14 protein-coding genes are annotated in these 18,012 nt (G+C 36.8%); 7 read left to right on the top strand and 7 right to left on the bottom strand.

Going from position 1 to position 18,012, the window contains the following annotated elements; translation table 11 throughout:
• The first annotated feature begins 32 nt into the window (after positions 1-32).
• From A5880_RS08505 to A5880_RS08490, 4 genes are all read left to right on the top strand, one after another.
• Positions 33-2,741, top strand: a complete 2,709-nt coding sequence (locus tag A5880_RS08505) for a glycoside hydrolase family 65 protein (RefSeq protein ID WP_086330548.1) — start codon at positions 33-35, stop codon at positions 2,739-2,741.
• 21 nt (positions 2,742-2,762) lie between these two features.
• Positions 2,763-3,404 carry a beta-phosphoglucomutase gene (gene pgmB / locus A5880_RS08500; RefSeq protein WP_086330547.1) on the top strand — a complete coding sequence of 214 codons (642 nt, stop codon included), beginning with the start codon at positions 2,763-2,765 and terminating at the stop codon, positions 3,402-3,404.
• Positions 3,405-3,765: 361 nt separating this feature from the next.
• Complete coding sequence (locus A5880_RS08495; protein WP_179190418.1) at positions 3,766-5,529, top strand: SpaH/EbpB family LPXTG-anchored major pilin; 1,764 nt, start codon at positions 3,766-3,768, stop codon at positions 5,527-5,529.
• A 192-nt stretch (positions 5,530-5,721) separates the two neighbouring features.
• The gene (locus A5880_RS08490; RefSeq protein WP_179190417.1) at positions 5,722-6,597 is read left to right on the top strand and encodes a class C sortase; all 876 of its coding nucleotides are present in this window, start codon (positions 5,722-5,724) and stop codon (positions 6,595-6,597) included.
• A 71-nt stretch (positions 6,598-6,668) separates the two neighbouring features.
• On the opposite strand, the gene A5880_RS08485 is transcribed toward A5880_RS08490, so the two are convergent.
• Positions 6,669-7,178, bottom strand: coding sequence for a ClbS/DfsB family four-helix bundle protein (locus tag A5880_RS08485; protein ID WP_086330545.1), 510 nt, complete (start codon positions 7,176-7,178; stop codon positions 6,669-6,671).
• A gap of 104 nt (positions 7,179-7,282) precedes the next feature.
• Here A5880_RS08485 and A5880_RS08480 point away from each other — a divergent pair, with 104 nt between their 5' ends.
• On the top strand, positions 7,283-8,068 hold the full coding sequence (locus A5880_RS08480; RefSeq protein WP_086330544.1) for a MerR family transcriptional regulator: 786 nt from the start codon (positions 7,283-7,285) through the stop codon (positions 8,066-8,068).
• Here A5880_RS08480 and A5880_RS08475 read toward each other — a convergent pair.
• The 6 genes from A5880_RS08475 to A5880_RS08450 all read right to left on the bottom strand — a co-directional run bounded on the left by A5880_RS08475 (position 8,063) and on the right by A5880_RS08450 (position 15,514).
• Positions 8,063-8,635: a hypothetical protein gene (locus A5880_RS08475; RefSeq protein ID WP_086330543.1), complete on the bottom strand. Its 573-nt coding sequence runs from the start codon at positions 8,633-8,635 to the stop codon at positions 8,063-8,065. The genes A5880_RS08480 and A5880_RS08475 overlap by 6 nt on opposite strands.
• 104 nt (positions 8,636-8,739) lie before the next feature.
• Positions 8,740-10,170 (bottom strand): amidohydrolase, encoded by a 1,431-nt coding sequence (locus A5880_RS08470; RefSeq protein ID WP_086330542.1) that lies wholly within the window; start codon positions 10,168-10,170, stop codon positions 8,740-8,742.
• Between the two features lie 45 nt (positions 10,171-10,215).
• A complete protein-coding gene (gene sdaAA / locus A5880_RS08465; RefSeq protein WP_086330541.1) occupies positions 10,216-11,091 on the bottom strand; it encodes an L-serine ammonia-lyase, iron-sulfur-dependent, subunit alpha in 876 nt (291 codons plus the stop codon).
• An 18-nt stretch (positions 11,092-11,109) separates the two neighbouring features.
• The gene (gene sdaAB, locus A5880_RS08460; protein WP_086330540.1) at positions 11,110-11,772 is read right to left on the bottom strand and encodes an L-serine ammonia-lyase, iron-sulfur-dependent subunit beta; all 663 of its coding nucleotides are present in this window, start codon (positions 11,770-11,772) and stop codon (positions 11,110-11,112) included.
• On the bottom strand, positions 11,772-12,971 hold the full coding sequence (locus A5880_RS08455) for an MFS transporter (protein WP_086330539.1): 1,200 nt from the start codon (positions 12,969-12,971) through the stop codon (positions 11,772-11,774). The genes sdaAB and A5880_RS08455 overlap by 1 nt, the downstream gene beginning before the upstream one ends.
• A 188-nt stretch (positions 12,972-13,159) precedes the next feature.
• Positions 13,160-15,514 (bottom strand): helix-turn-helix domain-containing protein, encoded by a 2,355-nt coding sequence (locus tag A5880_RS08450; protein ID WP_086330538.1) that lies wholly within the window; start codon positions 15,512-15,514, stop codon positions 13,160-13,162.
• 156 nt (positions 15,515-15,670) lie between these two features.
• Here A5880_RS08450 and A5880_RS08445 point away from each other — a divergent pair, with 156 nt between their 5' ends.
• Positions 15,671-16,444, top strand: coding sequence for a DeoR/GlpR family DNA-binding transcription regulator (locus tag A5880_RS08445; protein ID WP_086330537.1), 774 nt, complete (start codon positions 15,671-15,673; stop codon positions 16,442-16,444).
• A 167-nt stretch (positions 16,445-16,611) separates the two neighbouring features.
• A complete protein-coding gene (locus tag A5880_RS08440; protein ID WP_086330536.1) occupies positions 16,612-18,003 on the top strand; it encodes a glycoside hydrolase family 1 protein in 1,392 nt (463 codons plus the stop codon).
• The last annotated feature ends 9 nt before the right edge of the window (positions 18,004-18,012 follow it).

Genomic DNA, 18,012 nt, shown 5'->3' with positions numbered 1-18,012 from the left:
AAAAAATCCATCTTACGTAAGGAGTATTTATTATGAACATTCTGTTATTCACGCTCACATCAAATACGTTACATATCCAAGAACAAAAGGAGCAGCAACTACTTGCTAAACACTCTTTGCCCTTTTCAAACTTTGAATTTCCTGCAACTGCCGAAGCCTTAGTAACGCAAATAAAAGAGCTATTCCCTGTTGTGAAAGGGGCTATTTTTAATGAAATTGCAACTGATTTTTATACAAAAAATCCTCACGCAACTCCATTAAACACAACTATCGAAAGTTTAGTAAAACTTTTTTCAGAACGATTAAACATTCCCATACTCACCACTTTTGAACTAGAAAAAACGCTAAACTTATCAGAAGCTTTCAAAAAGAAAGAAGAGCACTTAACATGGCATTTAGACTATTTCGGTTACGTGCCAGGCAAAGAGGAATATTCTGTTGAATCCTTGCTAACAATTGGTAACGGCTTTATGGGTTTACGTGGCACAACACCTGAAATGACTCTTTCAAATGAACATTATCCTGCCACTTACATTGCTGGTCTTTACAATGAAGAACAATCAGAAATCGCTGGTCAAATCGTAGAAAACGAAGACTTCGTCAATGCACCAAACAATCAATTTATCACGATTCAAATAGAAGGAACCGATGAGTGGCTGACTCTAGAAACTGCTACGTTACATTCTTTACACAGAAATCTTGATTTGAAAACGGGATTGTTTACCGCAACGATGATTATTGAAGATACCCATCAACACCAAGTACAAATAACCACTTATAAAATAGTCAACATGGCAAAAATGAATAATTATAGTATCAAGTATTCAATCAAACCTTTAAATTTCTCTAAAAATATTACCGTAAAAACAACAGCAGATGCTTCTGTCTATAATTTTAATGTGGAAAGATACCGTAATCTAACAGCGAAGCACTTCCATGTTACACACCTATCTGCTAAAAAGAACCAAACAATAATCGAAATTCAAACCAATCAATCAAAAATAAATGTTCAACAAGCAGCAACTCTGATAGGCGATTTTTTTGAACCCGATGCAATCAAACATGCAATTGATGAAGAAGTGATTGAGCAAACCGTCACTTTTTATGCACAGCAAAAAAATACGTATACGTTGGAAAAACATGTTCAAGTCAAAGCTTCCTTAAATGAAAACAATTGGGCAAGTCCATCTCCTTTAGCCACTTCTTTTGATACAGAATTTATGGAAAGTAAAGCAGCTTGGGAAACACTTTGGGAAAAAGCAGATATCCAACTTACTGGTGACTTGATGTCACAAAAGTTGCTGCGGGTCCATACCTATCATCTATTCGTTTCAGCATCACCATTCAGTAATAATGAACTAGATGTCTCCGTCACTGCAAGAGGTTTACATGGTGAAGCTTATCGCGGTCATATTTTTTGGGATGAAATCTTTATCTTGCCATTTTATATACTGCATTTCCCGCAAACCGCAAAGCAGTTATTGATGTATCGCTATAATCGCTTAAACAAAGCAAAGGACAATGCTCGCCAAAGCAACTACGAAGGCGCAATGTATCCTTGGCAATCTGGTCTTGATGGTAGTGAAGATACACAAAAACTGCATTTAAATCCCTTAAATGGTGAATGGGGTGAAGATCATAGCATCCTTCAACGTCATGTATCATTAGCGATTGCTTACAATGTCTGGATGTATTGGAATAACTCAAGAGACGATCAATTCATTAGAGACTATGGGGCTGAAATGCTCTTAGAGATTGCTAACTTTTGGCGCAGCGCTGCAACCTTCGACAAAAAAACGAATCGTTATTCCATTGACAAAGTGATGGGGCCTGACGAATTCCACGAGGGATATCCTAACAGCTCAGAAAGCGGCTTAAAAAATAATGCCTACACGAATTTGATGGTTGTTTGGCTATTTGAAGAGTTGGAAAATATCCTCTCACTATTAAATACGCAAGAACAAAGAATATTATTTAATAAAACTGGGATGACTCAAGAAAAACTTGAACAAATGAACGACATCCGCAAACGTTTATCCCTTGAAGTTAACGAAGACGGGATCATCGCCCAATACGAAGGCTATTTCGAGTTAAAAGAAATTGATTGGGAACAAGCAAAAGCAAAATATGGCAATATTTATCGAATGGATCGTATTTTAAAAGCAGAAGGACAATCTCCAGATGAGTATAAAGTAGCAAAACAAGCAGATACGTTGATGCTCTTTTACAATTTAAATAAAGACAAAATCGATGAGATTTTGGATGAGCTTGGTTATCAGTTACCAGAAGATTATCTAGAAAAAAATCTTTTGTACTACTTAAACAGAACCTCCCACGGCTCAACACTTTCAAGAATCGTTCATGCACAACTAGCAGAAGAGGTGGCCTTTCATGATCTATCATGGAAATTATACCAAGAGGCACTCTATTCTGATTATCAAGACATTCAAGGCGGCACAACAGCTGAAGGAATCCATACTGGTGTAATGGCCGCAACGATTTACGTTACCTTGACTACTTATGCTGGGATTGATACTAAGAAGAAAAATCTTACGATCCAACCAAACTTGCCAAAAAACTGGGATGATCTGGCATTTACTATTGATCACAAAGGAATTCATTACCATTTGATTCTTTCAAAGAAAACCATTCAGATTCGCCCTTCCCAAGATACAACAGTCATTGTCAATAATCAGCCTTACCAATTAAGCAAACAAAAAGAAACGATCATTACTTATTAACCAACAGTCAGGAGTGCTCTTATGAAAAAAGGATTTGTTTTTGATTTAGATGGTGTAATTACAGATACCGCTAAATTCCATTATATTGCTTGGAAAAACCTAGGAAAAAGTCTAGGAATCACGATCGATGAAATCTTTAATGAAACGTTAAAAGGAATCAGTCGAATGGACTCTCTGGATAAGATTTTAGCTCACGGTCATCGAGAAAATGACTTCACCCTAGATGAAAAAGAAGAGTTAGCTAAAAAGAAAAATGATGAATATGTTAAACTTCTAGCTAATTTATCTGAAGAGGATTTGTTACCAGGCGTTCATGATTTTTTAGTCCAAGCCAAACAAAACAATATTCCATGCGCCATTGCTTCGGCTTCAAAAAATGCACCCATGATTCTCGAAAAATTAGGGGTTCTAGATTTCTTTGAACATATCGTTGACCCTGAAACCCTAAAAAAAGGGAAACCCAATCCTGAAATTTTCATAAAAGCCGCAAAAAGTATCAATGTCGAGCCAAAAGATTCAGTGGGTTTTGAAGATGCTCAGGCAGGAATCGAGGGAATTAAAGCCTCTGGTATGTACGCTGTAGGTATTTCTACATCAGAGCGATTGAAAGGTGCAGATGTACAAGTCGCTTCGATGGAAGACCTTACAATCACTCAATTTTAATCCAAAGACCTAAATCAAGACGCGACGAGAAAACACACAAGCAACTAATTATTTTTTAAACCAGACTAAAATTTATGGTTAGATTCATGCACACATGGATCTCCTAATTTTAGTCTTTTTTTCATTTTCTTTTAAATTTAGGCTCTCATATATTATAACATCTCTATTGATCCCACTTATACCCAACAACACTACAAGACGTTCCATTTAGAGTTAATTAAAAAACAAAATAAAATTAATTAATAACCAAAAACATAAAATATATTTCTTTTTATTTTTATTAAACAAATTTAAATGATAATATAATCGTATGAATTTAAAAAATTCATAATATGAAAGAACAGGAAGGAGAATGTTACAGATGTTAAAGAGACGTTTAAGGAATGTTTGGTCGTTACTTATGATTTTTGTTTTGATGGTGCCTTTAGGTTTTTCTTTGTTTAGTAGTCAGGCTGAAGCGGTTACGCAAAAACCGACGGAAGGGAAATTGTTTATTCACAAACTAAAGTTTGGTGGAGCACAAGATTTACCGCTAATTACTGGCGATGGGGGCCAGTTAAGTGAATTACCTTCTGGTGCTGCACCCTCACCTGATGTTGAATTCGCAGTCGTTTCACTGAAAAGAAGTAAATTAAGTTCGAGCCCCAGCCAAGCAGAAGCGCTCGCTTATTACAATTCAGTGAAAAACAATCCCAACATCCCTCAAACCACTGGTAAAACGGATGCTGCAGGTATATTTGAAACAAAAACATTACCAGCAGATAAATATCTAGTAGTAGAGCTTACTTCCGAATTGGGTGCAACTAAAATTGCTGCACCAGTTGTTGTTTCCTTGCCGACAATGACTACAGATGGCTCTGCTTGGAACAACCAAGTGCATATTTATACCAAAAACGCCGTAACTTTAGGTGCTGCAAAAACACAAAAATTAACAGAAGATAATCAACCATTGATCGGTGCAACGTTCTCTCTGTATAAAAAAGGACTAGCAGGTCAAGCAGACACGTTAGTTCAGGCTGACCTAGTGTCCCATAGTGACGGTTACACAGATGTGATTGGGAACTTAGTCGTAGGAGACTATTACTTTATTGAAACAAATGCACCCGATAATTTCTTACTGAATGGTAGAAAAGTCGATTTCTCCATCAAACCTGAAAACCACGCTTATGATGAAAGCGGTGCCTTGGATGAAACTAAAGTCGTTTCGACAAGCTTACTCAACTATCTAAAACCGTCGTTATCTGGCGAACGTTTAACTGATGAAAGTACTGATATCGGTCAAACGGTCACTTGGAAAGTGACAACAGATGTACCTAAAAATATCACAGAATATACAAAATACGTGATCACTAATACATTAGAATCACATTTAACGTATATTGGAAATATCATTGTTACACTTGATGGGGTTCAATTGAATCCTTCTTATTACAAAGTAATTGAGTCAAACGGTGTTATCACAATCATCTTTATTGAAGAACTATTCCCTGGATCAAAAGAGCAACTAGCAAGTGGGAATAAACTAACCATTACATTTGACACCACTATCAATCATACCGCAGTACCAGGCACACCTATTTCTAATAATTCTATACTGACGGTAAATAATGGTTATGTGGATGCGACGACAACTCAACCAACACCTCCAACAGTCGAAACTGGCGGACGTAAATTCTTAAAGGTTAATTCTTCACAAAAACCATTAGCAAATGCTGAATTTGTGATTTACAAAAATGCAACTGAAAAAGAAAACAACGGATACAAAGGTCCTCTTTATCTGAAAAAAAATAATGACAAAACCATTACTTGGGTAAAAGAAAAGAATGAAGCTACTGTGCTTACTTCTGATCAAGAGGGTAAATTTGAAGCCTATGGATTAGGATATGGCTCTTACTTCCTAGAAGAAACAAAAGCTCCAAGCGGATATAATTTATTAACAGAAGACAAAAAATTCACAATAGATAAGAAGAGTTACTCAGATGAAGCTCAACTAGTTATTTTGAATACAACTGCACCGACGATTCCAATTACTGGGTCAATCGGAACCATTCTGTTTTTCGTTTTAGGATTAGTTTTAATGGGATTAGCTTTTCTACTTCACAGAAAAAAATATAGTCATGCTTAATTGACAACTAGAAAAAAAGAACTGGAATAAAAAGTTTTTCAAAGAAGCTACTTCACCCAGCTCATTTTATGTCGATTATTTAGCATATAACGATTACTAACTTTTCAGTATTGATACTTAGAGGCGGGGAAGAAAATGAAGAACACACACACCCAAAAAAGGAGAAAAAAAAATACCGGAGTTAATATAGTTATGGGTGTTATTTTTCTTATTGGGTTTCTGATATTTTCCTACCCGATCCTAAGTAATTTATATGCTAATTTTTATCATACTCGTGTAATTGATACCTATCAAAAAGAGGTCAATCAAAAATCGCGCAATGAAAAACTGAAGCTAGTAAAAGATATGATGAACTATAATAAAGATATGGTTACCGGCGGCGAATTGGTAGGTAAAGATCCATTTGATAAAAACAAGACGAACGGATCAGAGAAAAAAGAAAAAAAACATAAAGTTATTGATGCGCTCCAAAATAAACTAGGAGACGTCATAGGATACATCACAATTCCAGAGATAAATGCCAAACTGCCAATTTACAGTGGTGCCTCTGATTTACAATTACAAAAAGGGATTGGTGTTTTGGAAGGAACCTCTCTACCTATCGGTGGAAAAAGTACGCATAGTGTCCTTACTGGTCATCGAGGGCTGCCAAGTTCAAAGCTTTTCTCAGACTTACCTAATTTAAAAAAGGGAGATACTTTTTTTATTGATATCCTTGGCGAAACACATGAGTACAGGATCAATCAAATCAAAACTGTTTTACCAGAAGATATCACCGATTTAAAAATTCTGCCTGAAAAAGATTTGATTACACTGCTTACTTGTACGCCTTATATGATTAATACCCACCGTCTGCTTGTCAGAGGTGAACGTATACCATTAGAAAAGAAAACAAAGGAGAAAAAAATGACAAATTGGTGCTGCTATATAAATACCGCTCTTCTAGTCATCCTCCTCCTAGTCCTTTTACTATTTTGGCGTTACGTACACAAAATGAACAAAGAACAACAGCGGAAAGAAGAACAACGCTTAAAACGAAAGAAGAAAAAAAGCCGTAAAAAGGACTGAACCCTTTATTCACTAAACGATCGCTCACTAGCACACACTAAAGACTAGTGAGCGATCGCTTTTGTATTTATTCACAAAACAAGCTTTTTCCATTTGCGAATCTTCGTTCTAAAGTTAGTAAATGGAGCAACGGTATTGATGTGTACCCATTTATAGATTGGCCACATCGCTTTGGTTGTCGCATATTTTCGCTGTGCTGGTTCAAACAATTCTTGATCAGAAAGTGTAGATAGCCATGTACATAGTTCATCAACAGCTATTCTTAGCATTTCTCTTTGCTCAGCGATACTGTATTTGCCATATTTTTCATAAAAAGACTGATATAAACCGCCTAAATTATTCCATTTATAACCTGGTGCTGGTGTTTTCACTATTTTGCCTGCTTGCTCCTCTTTCTCCCATTGCAGAAGCAAATTCACCCAACCAAGTTGATAAGAAAGATTTTCAGAAGGACTTTTATCTACTTCTTCAATCTGCTTATCTTTTAACCGTTCAGGTATTGATTCAAATTCCTCATCGTATTTCTCATATCTTTTTTGAATCTCAGCGATCAATTCTTCTTTACTTTCATACGTACGCATGTCTGTCCTCCTTTTCTTTTTATTCATTTTAAACCTTGTCACAATGTCAACGTCAAGAGTATAGTTATAAATAGAAATCCACTATCCCATGTAAAGGAGAAAAAATGTTTAAAATCAGCGAATTCTCTCAATTAACCAAGATTAGCCCACGAATGCTGCGCCATTATGACAAACTAAATCTATTAAAACCGACGATTATTGAACAACATACTGGCTATCGCTACTACACACCAGAACAAGTCAATCAAGCAAATCAAATTCTTTCATTAAAAAATACTGGTATCCCCCTAAAGGACGTCCCAGCACTTTTAGAAACGACAGTAGATCGAACCGATTATTTTGCCTTACATCGAAAAAAAATAGAAACAGAATTAGCAGAAAAGAAAATGCAATTGGCTTATTTGGACTTGTTAGAAAAGAAAAATAAGAACGAGTTGAGTTACCCCATCGAAATGAAAACAATGGAAGAAACCTTCGTTCTCGCTTATCGTCAAAACGTACTCTCTTATTACCACGAAGAAGATCTTTGGCATAATCTATTTAGTAAGATAAGAGAAGAAGATGTACCATCATTAGGCCAGTCCATAGCAGTATTTCATTCGACTTGTTCTGAAATCATAGACATTGAAGTGATAGTCGCGCTTCCTAAAAAAATGAGTGCTATTTACCCAGACATTCAAACATTTTCTCCCGGCGTGATTGCCTCTGTTGTAACTAGTGGTGCTTATGCAAGTATCCCAAATGTTCACGAAGCTATGAATGAGTGGCTTCATTTACATCAATATGTACTAGCTGGCGCGCCATTTAATATTTATCATTCCAGCCCTGCCACAGAGGAACGAGAAGAACTGTATCTCACAGAAGTTTGTTACCCAATAAAACCACTATAATGTAATCAGCCACCGGTCGATATTCATCTGACGATCAAGTTTATATAAATAAGGTTGGCTATAAACATAAACAAAATCATATTGCTGTTTCGTTCTTTTTCTATGAATATGTTTTGCTAATTGCGCAATGCTTTTCTCATCTTCACCGAATACGAAGACAAACAAATTGTTTTCTTCATACACTTTGTAATTACCACTTTGAAGTTTTTTGACTTTATTATCGTACGCTTCAATCAGATTAAACAATAGATGCCAATTTGAAATAGAAATGGCAATGTTCTTCTGGGTGTCATCTGGTAAAGGCAACTTGATTCTCAGAACATCATTTCCATATCTTTCCTTAATGATTCCAAGAATTTGCTCATCGTTATGCACGTTGATTTTATCTAGCTGAAGAGCTTTAAGCACACTTTCTTTTAAAGACTGGGTAACTTCTACACCAATATTTTGAGTTGGATTTTGGATATCTGGTTTATCTAAAAGAATCGCTTCTTGATATATTTCAGGTTCTGCCTTTTGAAGAATTTCTAATGCTTTTCGTTCATCAGGGCGTTCCATTATAGCCATCTGCTTGCTCCTGTTCTTGCTTTTTATAATCAGATTATACTATGTTTTGAGATAAAAGAAAGCTGAGCTCCCCTTTTATTGGCGCTCAGCTTTCTTTTTCTATTTTATTTCGGCATAACATCTGCTGGAATCGCAGATTGATATTTTTTGCCACCAACTGTGACTTGATGTTCTGCTTTCGCTTGTGCAACTAGTTCAGGATTCGTTAATAAATCGTATGCTGTTGTTGCTATTGTTTTGCCGGCTGCTAGTAATCCTTTATGTGCTACAGATGATTTGCCATTAGCGACCCATTGCCAAGAATGCGGCGGTGTTCCTTGTGGTTCACATCCTACTAAAACTTGTGCTGTCGGACAAACCCAGCTCACATCACCGACATCTGTCGATCCAGAAGTTTCTTCTGAGAAAACGAGGGGACTGATTTGATCTAAAATCGGCATCGTTCCAAGTCGCTCAATTTCTTCTTCGCTGGCTGTTGGATTGCTTTGTCTTGCTCTAGCTATCAAACTAGCTTTTGTTGCTTCATTTAAGCTATCATAATATCTTTGGCTATATTCTTGATCTTCTTGTGTTAGATTCAAGTTACCAAATTCTTTAAAGTTTTCATACATTGCCGTCGTTACCGCACGATTTGGGATATAGTTTGCACAGGCAGAATCAAATACGATTTCCAGCTCTGTTTCCGTCATCAATGCTGCACCTTCTGCAATTTTATTCACGCGTTTGTAGATTTTTTCTGCTTGTTCTAATTTTGGTGCACGGATAAAGTAGTATAGGCTAGCTGTTGGTTGAACCACATTCGCTGATTCACCCCCAGCATCCATAAATGCATAATGAACTCGTCCCTCATCAATAATATGCTCACGTAAAAATTGAACCCCAATATTCATCAACTCAGCCGCATCTAAAGCACTTCGACCATGTTCAGGAGCTGCCGCCGCATGAGCAGAAATTCCTTTAAAGTTATAATATACTTGATAAACAGCTAAACTACTTAGCCCCCAAGCCATGCTTGTGTCCATCGGGTGCCATGTTAGTGCAACATCCAGACAATCAAACACGCCGTCTCTTGCCATAAAGGCTTTGCCGTAACCACTTTCTTCTGCTGGACAGCCAAACAATTTAATGGTTCCTGATAATTGTTCCTTTTCCATTAAATCTTTTATACCAATAGTGCCAGCTAACGCACCTGTTCCTAGCAGATTATGACCGCAACCATGTCCATTTCCACCATTAACTTCTGCTTTTTGTTCACCTAAATCAGCTACTTGACTCAGGTTTCCTAAGGCATCGTATTCTGCTAAAATCCCAATAACTGGATTCCCGCTACCATAAGTTGCAACAAAAGAATGTTCCATATTCGCCACACCTTTTTCAATGGAGAAGCCTTCTTTTTCTAAGATTTCTAAAAAAGGTTTAACAGATTCCACTGTAGCAAATCTTGTTTCTGGTGTTCCCCAAATTCGATCTGCTGCTGCGATAAATTGGTCTTTTTTTGCATCGATTAACTCTGAGATTTGTTGTTTTGCATTCATTCTTAACGCTTCCTTTCTGTGATGTATCTAACATTCCTTTATATTCTATCGATCAATGCCAAATAATTCTTTAGCTATTCGTTTTCCTGTCTTCGTTCCAGCTAATCCGCCAATACCTGTTTCACGAATATCAGCTGGCATGCTCCGACCAACCCGATACATTGTTTCTACAACTTCATCTGCAGGAATCTCACTCTCAATTCCTGCTAACGCCATTTCTGCTGCACTAATAGCATTAGATGTGCCACCAGCATTTCTTTTGATACAAGGAATTTCTACCAAACCTGCAACAGGGTCACAGGCTAAACCAATCAGATTATTCAAAGCAATGGCAAACCCATGACTTGCTTGTTCTGGTGTCCCTCCAGCCATTTCGACCAACGCTGCTGCTGCCATCCCGGACGCTGAACCGATTTCAGCCTGGCAACCGCCCTGTGCACCAGATATCATCGCATTATTAGCTGTCACAAAGCCAAATGCTGCGGCAGTGAATAAAAAGTTTATCATCTCTTCACGCGTTGAGGAAAATTTTTCACTAAACGCCAATAACACACCTGGAACGACTCCTGCTGAACCCGCTGTTGGCGTAGCGCAAATCATACCCATCGCTGCATTGACTTCGTTAGTTGCCACTGCATAACATAACGCTTTGACAAAGATATTATCCGTTAATACCGCCTGCTTATCCAAGTAGTCCTGTAATTTTTTTGCATCATAACCAGTTAAGCCCGAATGAGAACGGACACCTTGAACGCCTTTAGCTACTGCGGCTTCCATCGTCTCTAGATTCAAGGCCATTTGGTTCATGATTTCGGTTCGGCTACGTCCGGAAGTTTCTATTTCCTGAGTAATCATGATCTCTGATATTTTACATTGATTTTCTTTAGCTCGTTGTACAAGTTCTTCAATTGATTCAAACAAAAAATTCACGTCCTTATTTTAACCAGTCGTTGGCAAGACTGCAGTTACTCCAGGTAGTTCTTTAATTTTTGTTACTAATTTTTGGCTAATATCACTAACTGTTTCAACAAAGAAAATACTCTCTTCCTCCAGCTGCTTTACCTCTACAAACACAGGGCTTTCTAGCGCGTCTGTAATGTCTGAAATAGCTTCTTTGGGCCGACTTGTAGTAAAAACCAAGCCATTGCCCTGATCTTGATTCAATAACGTTGAGTGATGATTGAGTTCAATTAATTGGATACTGCCGCCTCCAATTGAAATAGCTGTTAAATTCAGTTTTTCTTGTTCATCAATCAGCTCTAAATTTACTGTATTGGCATGTTCTGTTTCTTTTGCGCTTACTAAAAATTCAATGATTACTCCTTGTTTTTCGGCAATTTCGATTGAATCGGGAATCCGTTCATCATTTGTTTCAAAGCCTAAAACCCCTGCCACAATCGCAACTGCCGTCCCATGTCCTTTATAGGTTTCAGCAAATGAGCCAAAAAATGTTACCATCAATTTTTGGGGCGTATGTTTATAAAGTTCTCTTGCCATTTTTCCGATTCGAACCGCTCCAGCTGTATGCGAGCTGGAGGGTCCGACCATAATTGGGCCGATGATATCAAAGGCACTTTTATATTTAAATTTTTTGTCTGACATTACGCTTCTTTTCTCACTCCTAATACACAAAGTCCGCAAAGTAGACTTGCTACTGCCATAAACCCAAATGCTAAAGTAAATGAACCTCCAGCAGCTTTGATTAATTGACCTAAAATCAGCGGTGCTAAGAAACCGCCTAGTGTACCGCCAGTATTGATAATTCCGATTGAAGAACCAATGATTGATGGGTCCATGATTTTATGCGGCCACGTAAAAATTGCTGTAAACGCACTGACCGAAACCATACTGACAGAAATCAAACAAATCATCGATAAGACTAGATTGTTAGACGCCACAAAAGCAACAACTAACAGCGCCGCCAAAATAGTCGCACTAAGGATAAACAGACGTTCTTTACCTAAAAATAATTTTGATAATAACGCACCTGCAAACATTGTTGCTGCTGTTTGGAAAACAGCATTTACTGCTAATAAGTACCCAATTGTTTTAATATCAATGGCAAACTTTTGTGCTAAATAACTTGGCAACCAAGACATGTTTCCATAAAGTAAAAAGTTCAATAACAACATTGCGACAAACAAAACTAATACGTTACGATTTGTGATCACTTGACTAAATTTGATCGCTGGCTTAGTTTCATGTCCTGCTTTTTTACTAATCGCTTGATTTGGTACAAACAAAGCGACTAAAACAAGGGAAATTGCAAATAATGTCCCTAAAGCCACATAACCGTAACGCCAATTAGCATTAATCAAATTCGTTCCTAAAGTGAACGCTAAAATCCCACCAATACCCGATGTCGAAAGAATCAAAGACTGAATAAACGTTCTTCTTTCTTGTGGAAAGTTATCAGCAATTGATTTTGAACAACTTGGCGGATAGCCACCATGACCGATGCCAGCAAAAAAGCGGATAACCATAAATAACATCAAACTACTAACTGTTCCAAAAGCAAATGAAAAAAGGGAAATAATTGCAAGTGACAGCATCAAGACTTTTTTAGCGCCAATTTTATCCGCTAACCAGCCTCCAGGAATTTGCATCATTGAATAGCCTAAGAAAAAGAAGGACATAATCATACCCGTTTGTCCGGCATCTAAATTAAACTCTTTCGTGATCGGCAAAACAGCGGTAGAAATCATGCTTTTATCCATGTAAATCATCGAGTAACCAGCCATTAAAGCAAAAATCAGCCCTACACTGCTTTTGTTTGTTGTTTTTTCAACTTGTGTCTCCATTTTTTTCCTCCATTGCTCAAATATAAGAAAACGTTTTCTATGCGTTTATTATATAAAAGTATCTAAAAATAAAAATGACTTTAATTGCTCTATATAGTCTTAATATTTTAAATAAAAAGAAATAAAAAAGAGAAAAGCAAAAAAACAGGGGAGCTTTTTGCTCCCCCTGAAAAAGACACTCTATTCATTTAATACAATGGCTGAAACAAGTACAACTGACAAGCATTCAAGGTCAGTGTTGTTTCCAACTCATACCCAAAAGAGTCGATCCTTTCTTTTTTCAACTCAAATTTTGGAATTGTTTTTTGTTCTAAATATTTCTGCAGCTCATAATCCAATTCCGCTTGACCGCCAACTCTGATCCAATCATTATAAATACCACCATGATCTTTATCTAACACATATTCCCGAATCAAATAATCGCCTACAGGTAAATCGTTCAAATGAATCCTCACTTTTTTGGTCTGATACTGCACTTGAAAAGTGTCTACTGAATACGACGGATCAAGATAGCTGGAATTATAGAGTAGAAGCTGGTATTGTCCTTGATTTCGCGTCAAAATGTAACTATCTCCACTAGCGACTAACTCCCCTTGTAAATGATTTAAAAATTGTAATGAAAAAAAGAGCGGTCGTCTCAACTCGCCATAAAGAAAAACAGATAAACTGCTATCTTCTCTGGTATGCGTCTGACGTTCTTTCACTTTAATGTTCAACCAAAAAGCAATCCCTGTCACTTCTTTTGATAACTCAACAATTGATTCCAAAATCAATGCCGAACGGAAAAATGTACCAGAAAAGGTATTTCCTTCTCCAACCAAGGTATTCCAATCCGTTAAAAACAGCTCGGGCGACCACTTTGAATGCACGGTACACTCATTTCGTTGATGATTGGCAATCACCGATTTTACTCGACTTAAAATTTCTTGCTGATACTTTTTAAATCGCAATGCATGCTCATCTTTGATCAAAGACGAAGCATAAGGATCCGCATGAAAACTAATAAAATCAGGTAGACAACGCTGCTCTCCTTGTTCGTGAATGAACTCTTGGTATTGCTGATATTCTTTTTCACTCAATGAACGCAATGACATCAATCCTAACTTACAATTAGGAATCATTTGCTTTAATTTTCGATAAAAATAATGATAGCCCCACCGACTGCCCTCATTCCAAATACCGCTCATTTTAGGTAAAGACCATTGAATATACCATTGATTGACTTCATCTTTGCCATAACGATTTAAAAAGTAGCGGATAATCTTTAGTTGCTTGTCACACCAACGTTGTACGTCTTCTTTTTCGATATAATTTTCTGGTAAATAAAGTTGAATCATCGGCTTTAACTGGATACTCACTAAAAAATCAAACCATTGATTGTTTAAAATATACTCCGAGACCATCAACACATCATTATCAAAATTCGTCTCTTCACAAAAGCCTTCAAATTGAACTAAATCAAACGCTAAATCTTGTTGTAAAATACATAGTTCTCGCTGAACACCACTTGCTAGACCTTCACTTGCTGGACCAATTTTTATAATTTTTTTACTACAATGATAATTGGGCTGAGTCTCTTTAGGTAAATTCAATTGCAGGCGTTGCTCAATCGCAGCATTCTCATCTTCAATATCCTTTTCCGCTAAATACTTTGCCAGCTCTTGTAATGCTTTTGCCCCAGTTATTTCTTGATATTCTGCACTACCTGCTGTCTGCTTCAGTTGATTCGTTGCTAGAGAATACTTTTTCCGAAAATTCGCTGGTGTTACGCCGTATTGTTTCTTAAATACTTGATGAAAATTTTTAGGATTGGAAAAACCGTTGTTTAAAGCCACTTTAATAACCGATTGTCCAGTTAAAACTAAACTTTCTGCAGCATGCATCAAGCGAACCTGATTTAAATATTCGGTAAAATTCATCCCTATTTGTTTTTTAAATGAACGGGATAAATGATAATAGGATAACCCGCTTTTTTCAGCTAAAGATTCCAACGAAATAGGTTGATCATAATTTTTTTGGATTTCCTCTAGTAGTTGATTCATTCGAGTATCTGCCAAATTTGTCACAATCTGGGGCGTCGGTACGACTTCCTTTTTAAAGTTTTTGACTAATTGCTTCAGCACGGTGAATAAATGTTGATAAATCTCTAATTCAGAGTCTTCACTTTGTTTAAAATAAGCAGCCATCAAATGGACTAATGACTCCCGTAAATACTGAAATTTTTCAGTCTCTTTATCCTCGGCCTGAGTCGTAGAGCAATCAATGTAAGGTAACCAATTTTCTTTAAAATGCACTGTAAAAGGTGCTCTGGAAATACGCAAAAATAACAGCAAATTTTTCTCTGAACTCTTCACTTGATACTGTTGATGTGGATTGATTGCTAATAAATCATCCGCATTGAGCTGATACTCTTTTTCCCCAATAGTAACAACCATACTACCGCTAAGCATGAGAAATAAGGTTAAATACTCACTAATTTGCGGTGGTGCATAGCTAACTTTCATCAAAGATAAATGAAAAGGAACTTGTTTGGACTCTCCCATAAAACTGCCCCTCCAGACTGTTTCTGACTTGTTTAACAAAATATAGCATCAAATCCTTGATGAAACAAGCTATCTTTTATGTAGAAATTTGTCTATACTATGACTAAATTCAAAATGACCGGCTAGCTTTTTCAGCTTTTAAATTAGGAGGAACTCATGAAAATTAGTCAGGGTGATGTTTTTAGACGTAGAGAACAGTTAATTGAACGTTTAAAAGAGAGCGAGCGTTTAACAGTTACTGAACTTGCAAATTTTTTTAACGTTTCTGCTGTAACAATCCGTCGAGATTTATTATTTTTAGAAAAGAAAAAGATGATTGAACGCTTCTATGGTGGTGCAAGATTACTGCATAAAAAAAAGACCATCTCTCACTCAACTTTCAAAGAAATAACCTTTCCAATCACTGCTTTTATTGAAAAAATCAAGCCTTTCTTATCAATTGGCACACTACTTTTTGTTGGTGCTGGCGATTTCTCGCATAAAATAATTTATGAATTATCTTTTTTAGACCTCACTATTTTAACCAACGATGTTTCAGCTATATCTATCGATCACTCGGAGAAAAAAGCATTGATTTCGGTTAGTGGTGGTGAACTAGAGAAGCATACGAACGCCCTTGTTGGCGATTTTGCTACACATTCTTTCAATAAAGTTGAAGCTGATCTTTGTATCATTGAAGCTTCTGGTTTTAATAGCCATGAAGTTACCACAAAAACATTGAGCGAATCTTTTATTTACCGAACCATGATTCAACATACAAACGGACTTAAAATCGTTTATACACCTTCCACTAACCTTGAATCGGTCAGCTCATTTATGATTGATAGAACATTTTTATTCGATACGTTGTATACCGATGCGGCAATCCCACCAGCTATTTTTACGAATTACCAAGCCCAAGGAATCTCCATTGACATCTTAACTGAATAAAAAAGGTATACTTGGAGAATTCGCTTTTCATGTATTAACTATCTTTGAACTGTTCATAAAAATTCTTTCATGAACAGTTCTTTTGATTGTATTGAATTTATACAGACAATCACTTATTCTAAAGCCAAAGAAAACGCTTTATAAATAAATGTAGATTGGAGAAAACAATGACTCATACGTTTCCAAAAAATTTCTTATGGGGCGCATCCATTTCAGCCCATCAAACAGAAGGTGCTTATCAAAGTGACGGAAAAGGCTTAAGCGTCCAAGACATTCGCCCAAGAGATAACTATGAAATCGCAGATTTTACAGTTGCAGTCGATCATTATCACCATTACAAAGAAGATATCCGTTTATTAGCAGAGATGGGAATTAACGTTTTTCGGTTCTCTATTGCATGGACAAGAATTTTTCCTAACGGTCGTGGTGCACTCAATCAACAAGGAGTACAGCATTATAGTGATGTTATCGATGAATTACTAAAATATGGTATTCAACCTTACATTACCTTGAATCACTTTGATTTACCCCAAGCATTAGAAGATGAAGGTGGTTGGAGTGTTCGCAGTACCGTAGATGCATTTAAACGATATGCTGAAACCTTGTTTGAAGCGTATGGTGATCGGGTAAAGCATTGGCTAACGATCAATGAACCGAACATCATGCTTTTAGTAGATAAAAAGATTTTAGGAAAAGAAATTCCGTTGCAAGAAAAATATCAACAATTCCACCATCTAATGATTGCTGAAAAATATGCATTCAAACGTTGCCACGAATTGATCAAAGGTGGACAAATTGGGCCTGTCCCGAATATTTCTCTTGTCTATCCAGCAACAAGCAAACCCATGGACAATCAAGCTGCCCTTTATTTTAATAGTGTGCGTAATTGGGCTTATCTAGATTTTTCTTGCTTTGGTCGTTATAACGCGGTCTTCAAAGACTACTTAAACCGCAACGATATCACGATTGAATTTGCCCCTGAAGATCAGGAATTGATGGAAAATAATTTTCCAGATTTCGTTGCTATGAATTTTTACACCACTGTCACTGTGGAAAAACCAATTGAAAAAGATGATATGGCAAATGGCATAAGTGATCAACAAAGTGAAGATATCATGGAATGGGGGTTTTATAAAGGCTTTACTAACCCATATTTGAAGAAAAATGAATTCAATTGGACAATTGATCCTGACGGGTTGAAAACAACATTACAAACCCTTTATGACCGCTATCATTTACCAATTATTATCACTGAAAATGGTTTAGGTGCCAAAGACGAGTTGACAGATGATGGAAAAATTCATGACAGTTACCGTATCAACTATTTGGAACAACATATCGACCAATGTTTACAGGCTATTGAAGCCGGAGTTGACTTGATTGGTTATAGCCCGTGGTCAGCAATTGATCTGATTAGCGTTCACGAAGGCATCAGCAAGCGTTACGGTTTTATTTATGTCGATCGAACAGAGCAGGATGAAAAAGAACTTACTCGTTATAAAAAAGACAGCTTTTACTGGTATCAAACATTGATTAAAACGAATCAATTGCCCTCATAAGGAAAGGAG

Origin of the sequence: Enterococcus sp. 4G2_DIV0659, assembly GCF_002140715.2 — a bacterium.
Lineage (GTDB): Bacteria > Bacillota > Bacilli > Lactobacillales > Enterococcaceae > Enterococcus_L > Enterococcus_L mansonii.
Note: the sequence above shows the minus strand (reverse complement) of the source record. Positions and strands in the feature narration are given on the sequence as shown.

Excerpts from the sequence above, each read along its gene's own strand:
- A5880_RS08470 (WP_086330542.1), bottom strand. The coding sequence starts at position 10,170 with ATGAATGCAAAACAACAAATCTCAGAGTTAATCGATGCAAAAAAAGAC.
- sdaAB (WP_086330540.1), bottom strand. The coding sequence starts at position 11,772 with ATGTCAGACAAAAAATTTAAATATAAAAGTGCCTTTGATATCATCGGC.
- A5880_RS08440 (WP_086330536.1), top strand. The coding sequence starts at position 16,612 with ATGACTCATACGTTTCCAAAAAATTTCTTATGGGGCGCATCCATTTCA.
- A5880_RS08490 (WP_179190417.1), top strand. The coding sequence starts at position 5,722 with ATGGGTGTTATTTTTCTTATTGGGTTTCTGATATTTTCCTACCCGATC.
- A5880_RS08485 (WP_086330545.1), bottom strand. The coding sequence starts at position 7,178 with ATGCGTACGTATGAAAGTAAAGAAGAATTGATCGCTGAGATTCAAAAA.
- A5880_RS08450 (WP_086330538.1), bottom strand. The coding sequence starts at position 15,514 with ATGGGAGAGTCCAAACAAGTTCCTTTTCATTTATCTTTGATGAAAGTT.
- pgmB (WP_086330547.1), top strand. The coding sequence starts at position 2,763 with ATGAAAAAAGGATTTGTTTTTGATTTAGATGGTGTAATTACAGATACC.
- A5880_RS08505 (WP_086330548.1), top strand. The coding sequence starts at position 33 with ATGAACATTCTGTTATTCACGCTCACATCAAATACGTTACATATCCAA.
- A5880_RS08445 (WP_086330537.1), top strand. The coding sequence starts at position 15,671 with ATGAAAATTAGTCAGGGTGATGTTTTTAGACGTAGAGAACAGTTAATT.
- A5880_RS08480 (WP_086330544.1), top strand. The coding sequence starts at position 7,283 with ATGTTTAAAATCAGCGAATTCTCTCAATTAACCAAGATTAGCCCACGA.
- A5880_RS08495 (WP_179190418.1), top strand. The coding sequence starts at position 3,766 with ATGTTAAAGAGACGTTTAAGGAATGTTTGGTCGTTACTTATGATTTTT.
- A5880_RS08455 (WP_086330539.1), bottom strand. The coding sequence starts at position 12,971 with ATGGAGACACAAGTTGAAAAAACAACAAACAAAAGCAGTGTAGGGCTG.
- A5880_RS08475 (WP_086330543.1), bottom strand. The coding sequence starts at position 8,635 with ATGGCTATAATGGAACGCCCTGATGAACGAAAAGCATTAGAAATTCTT.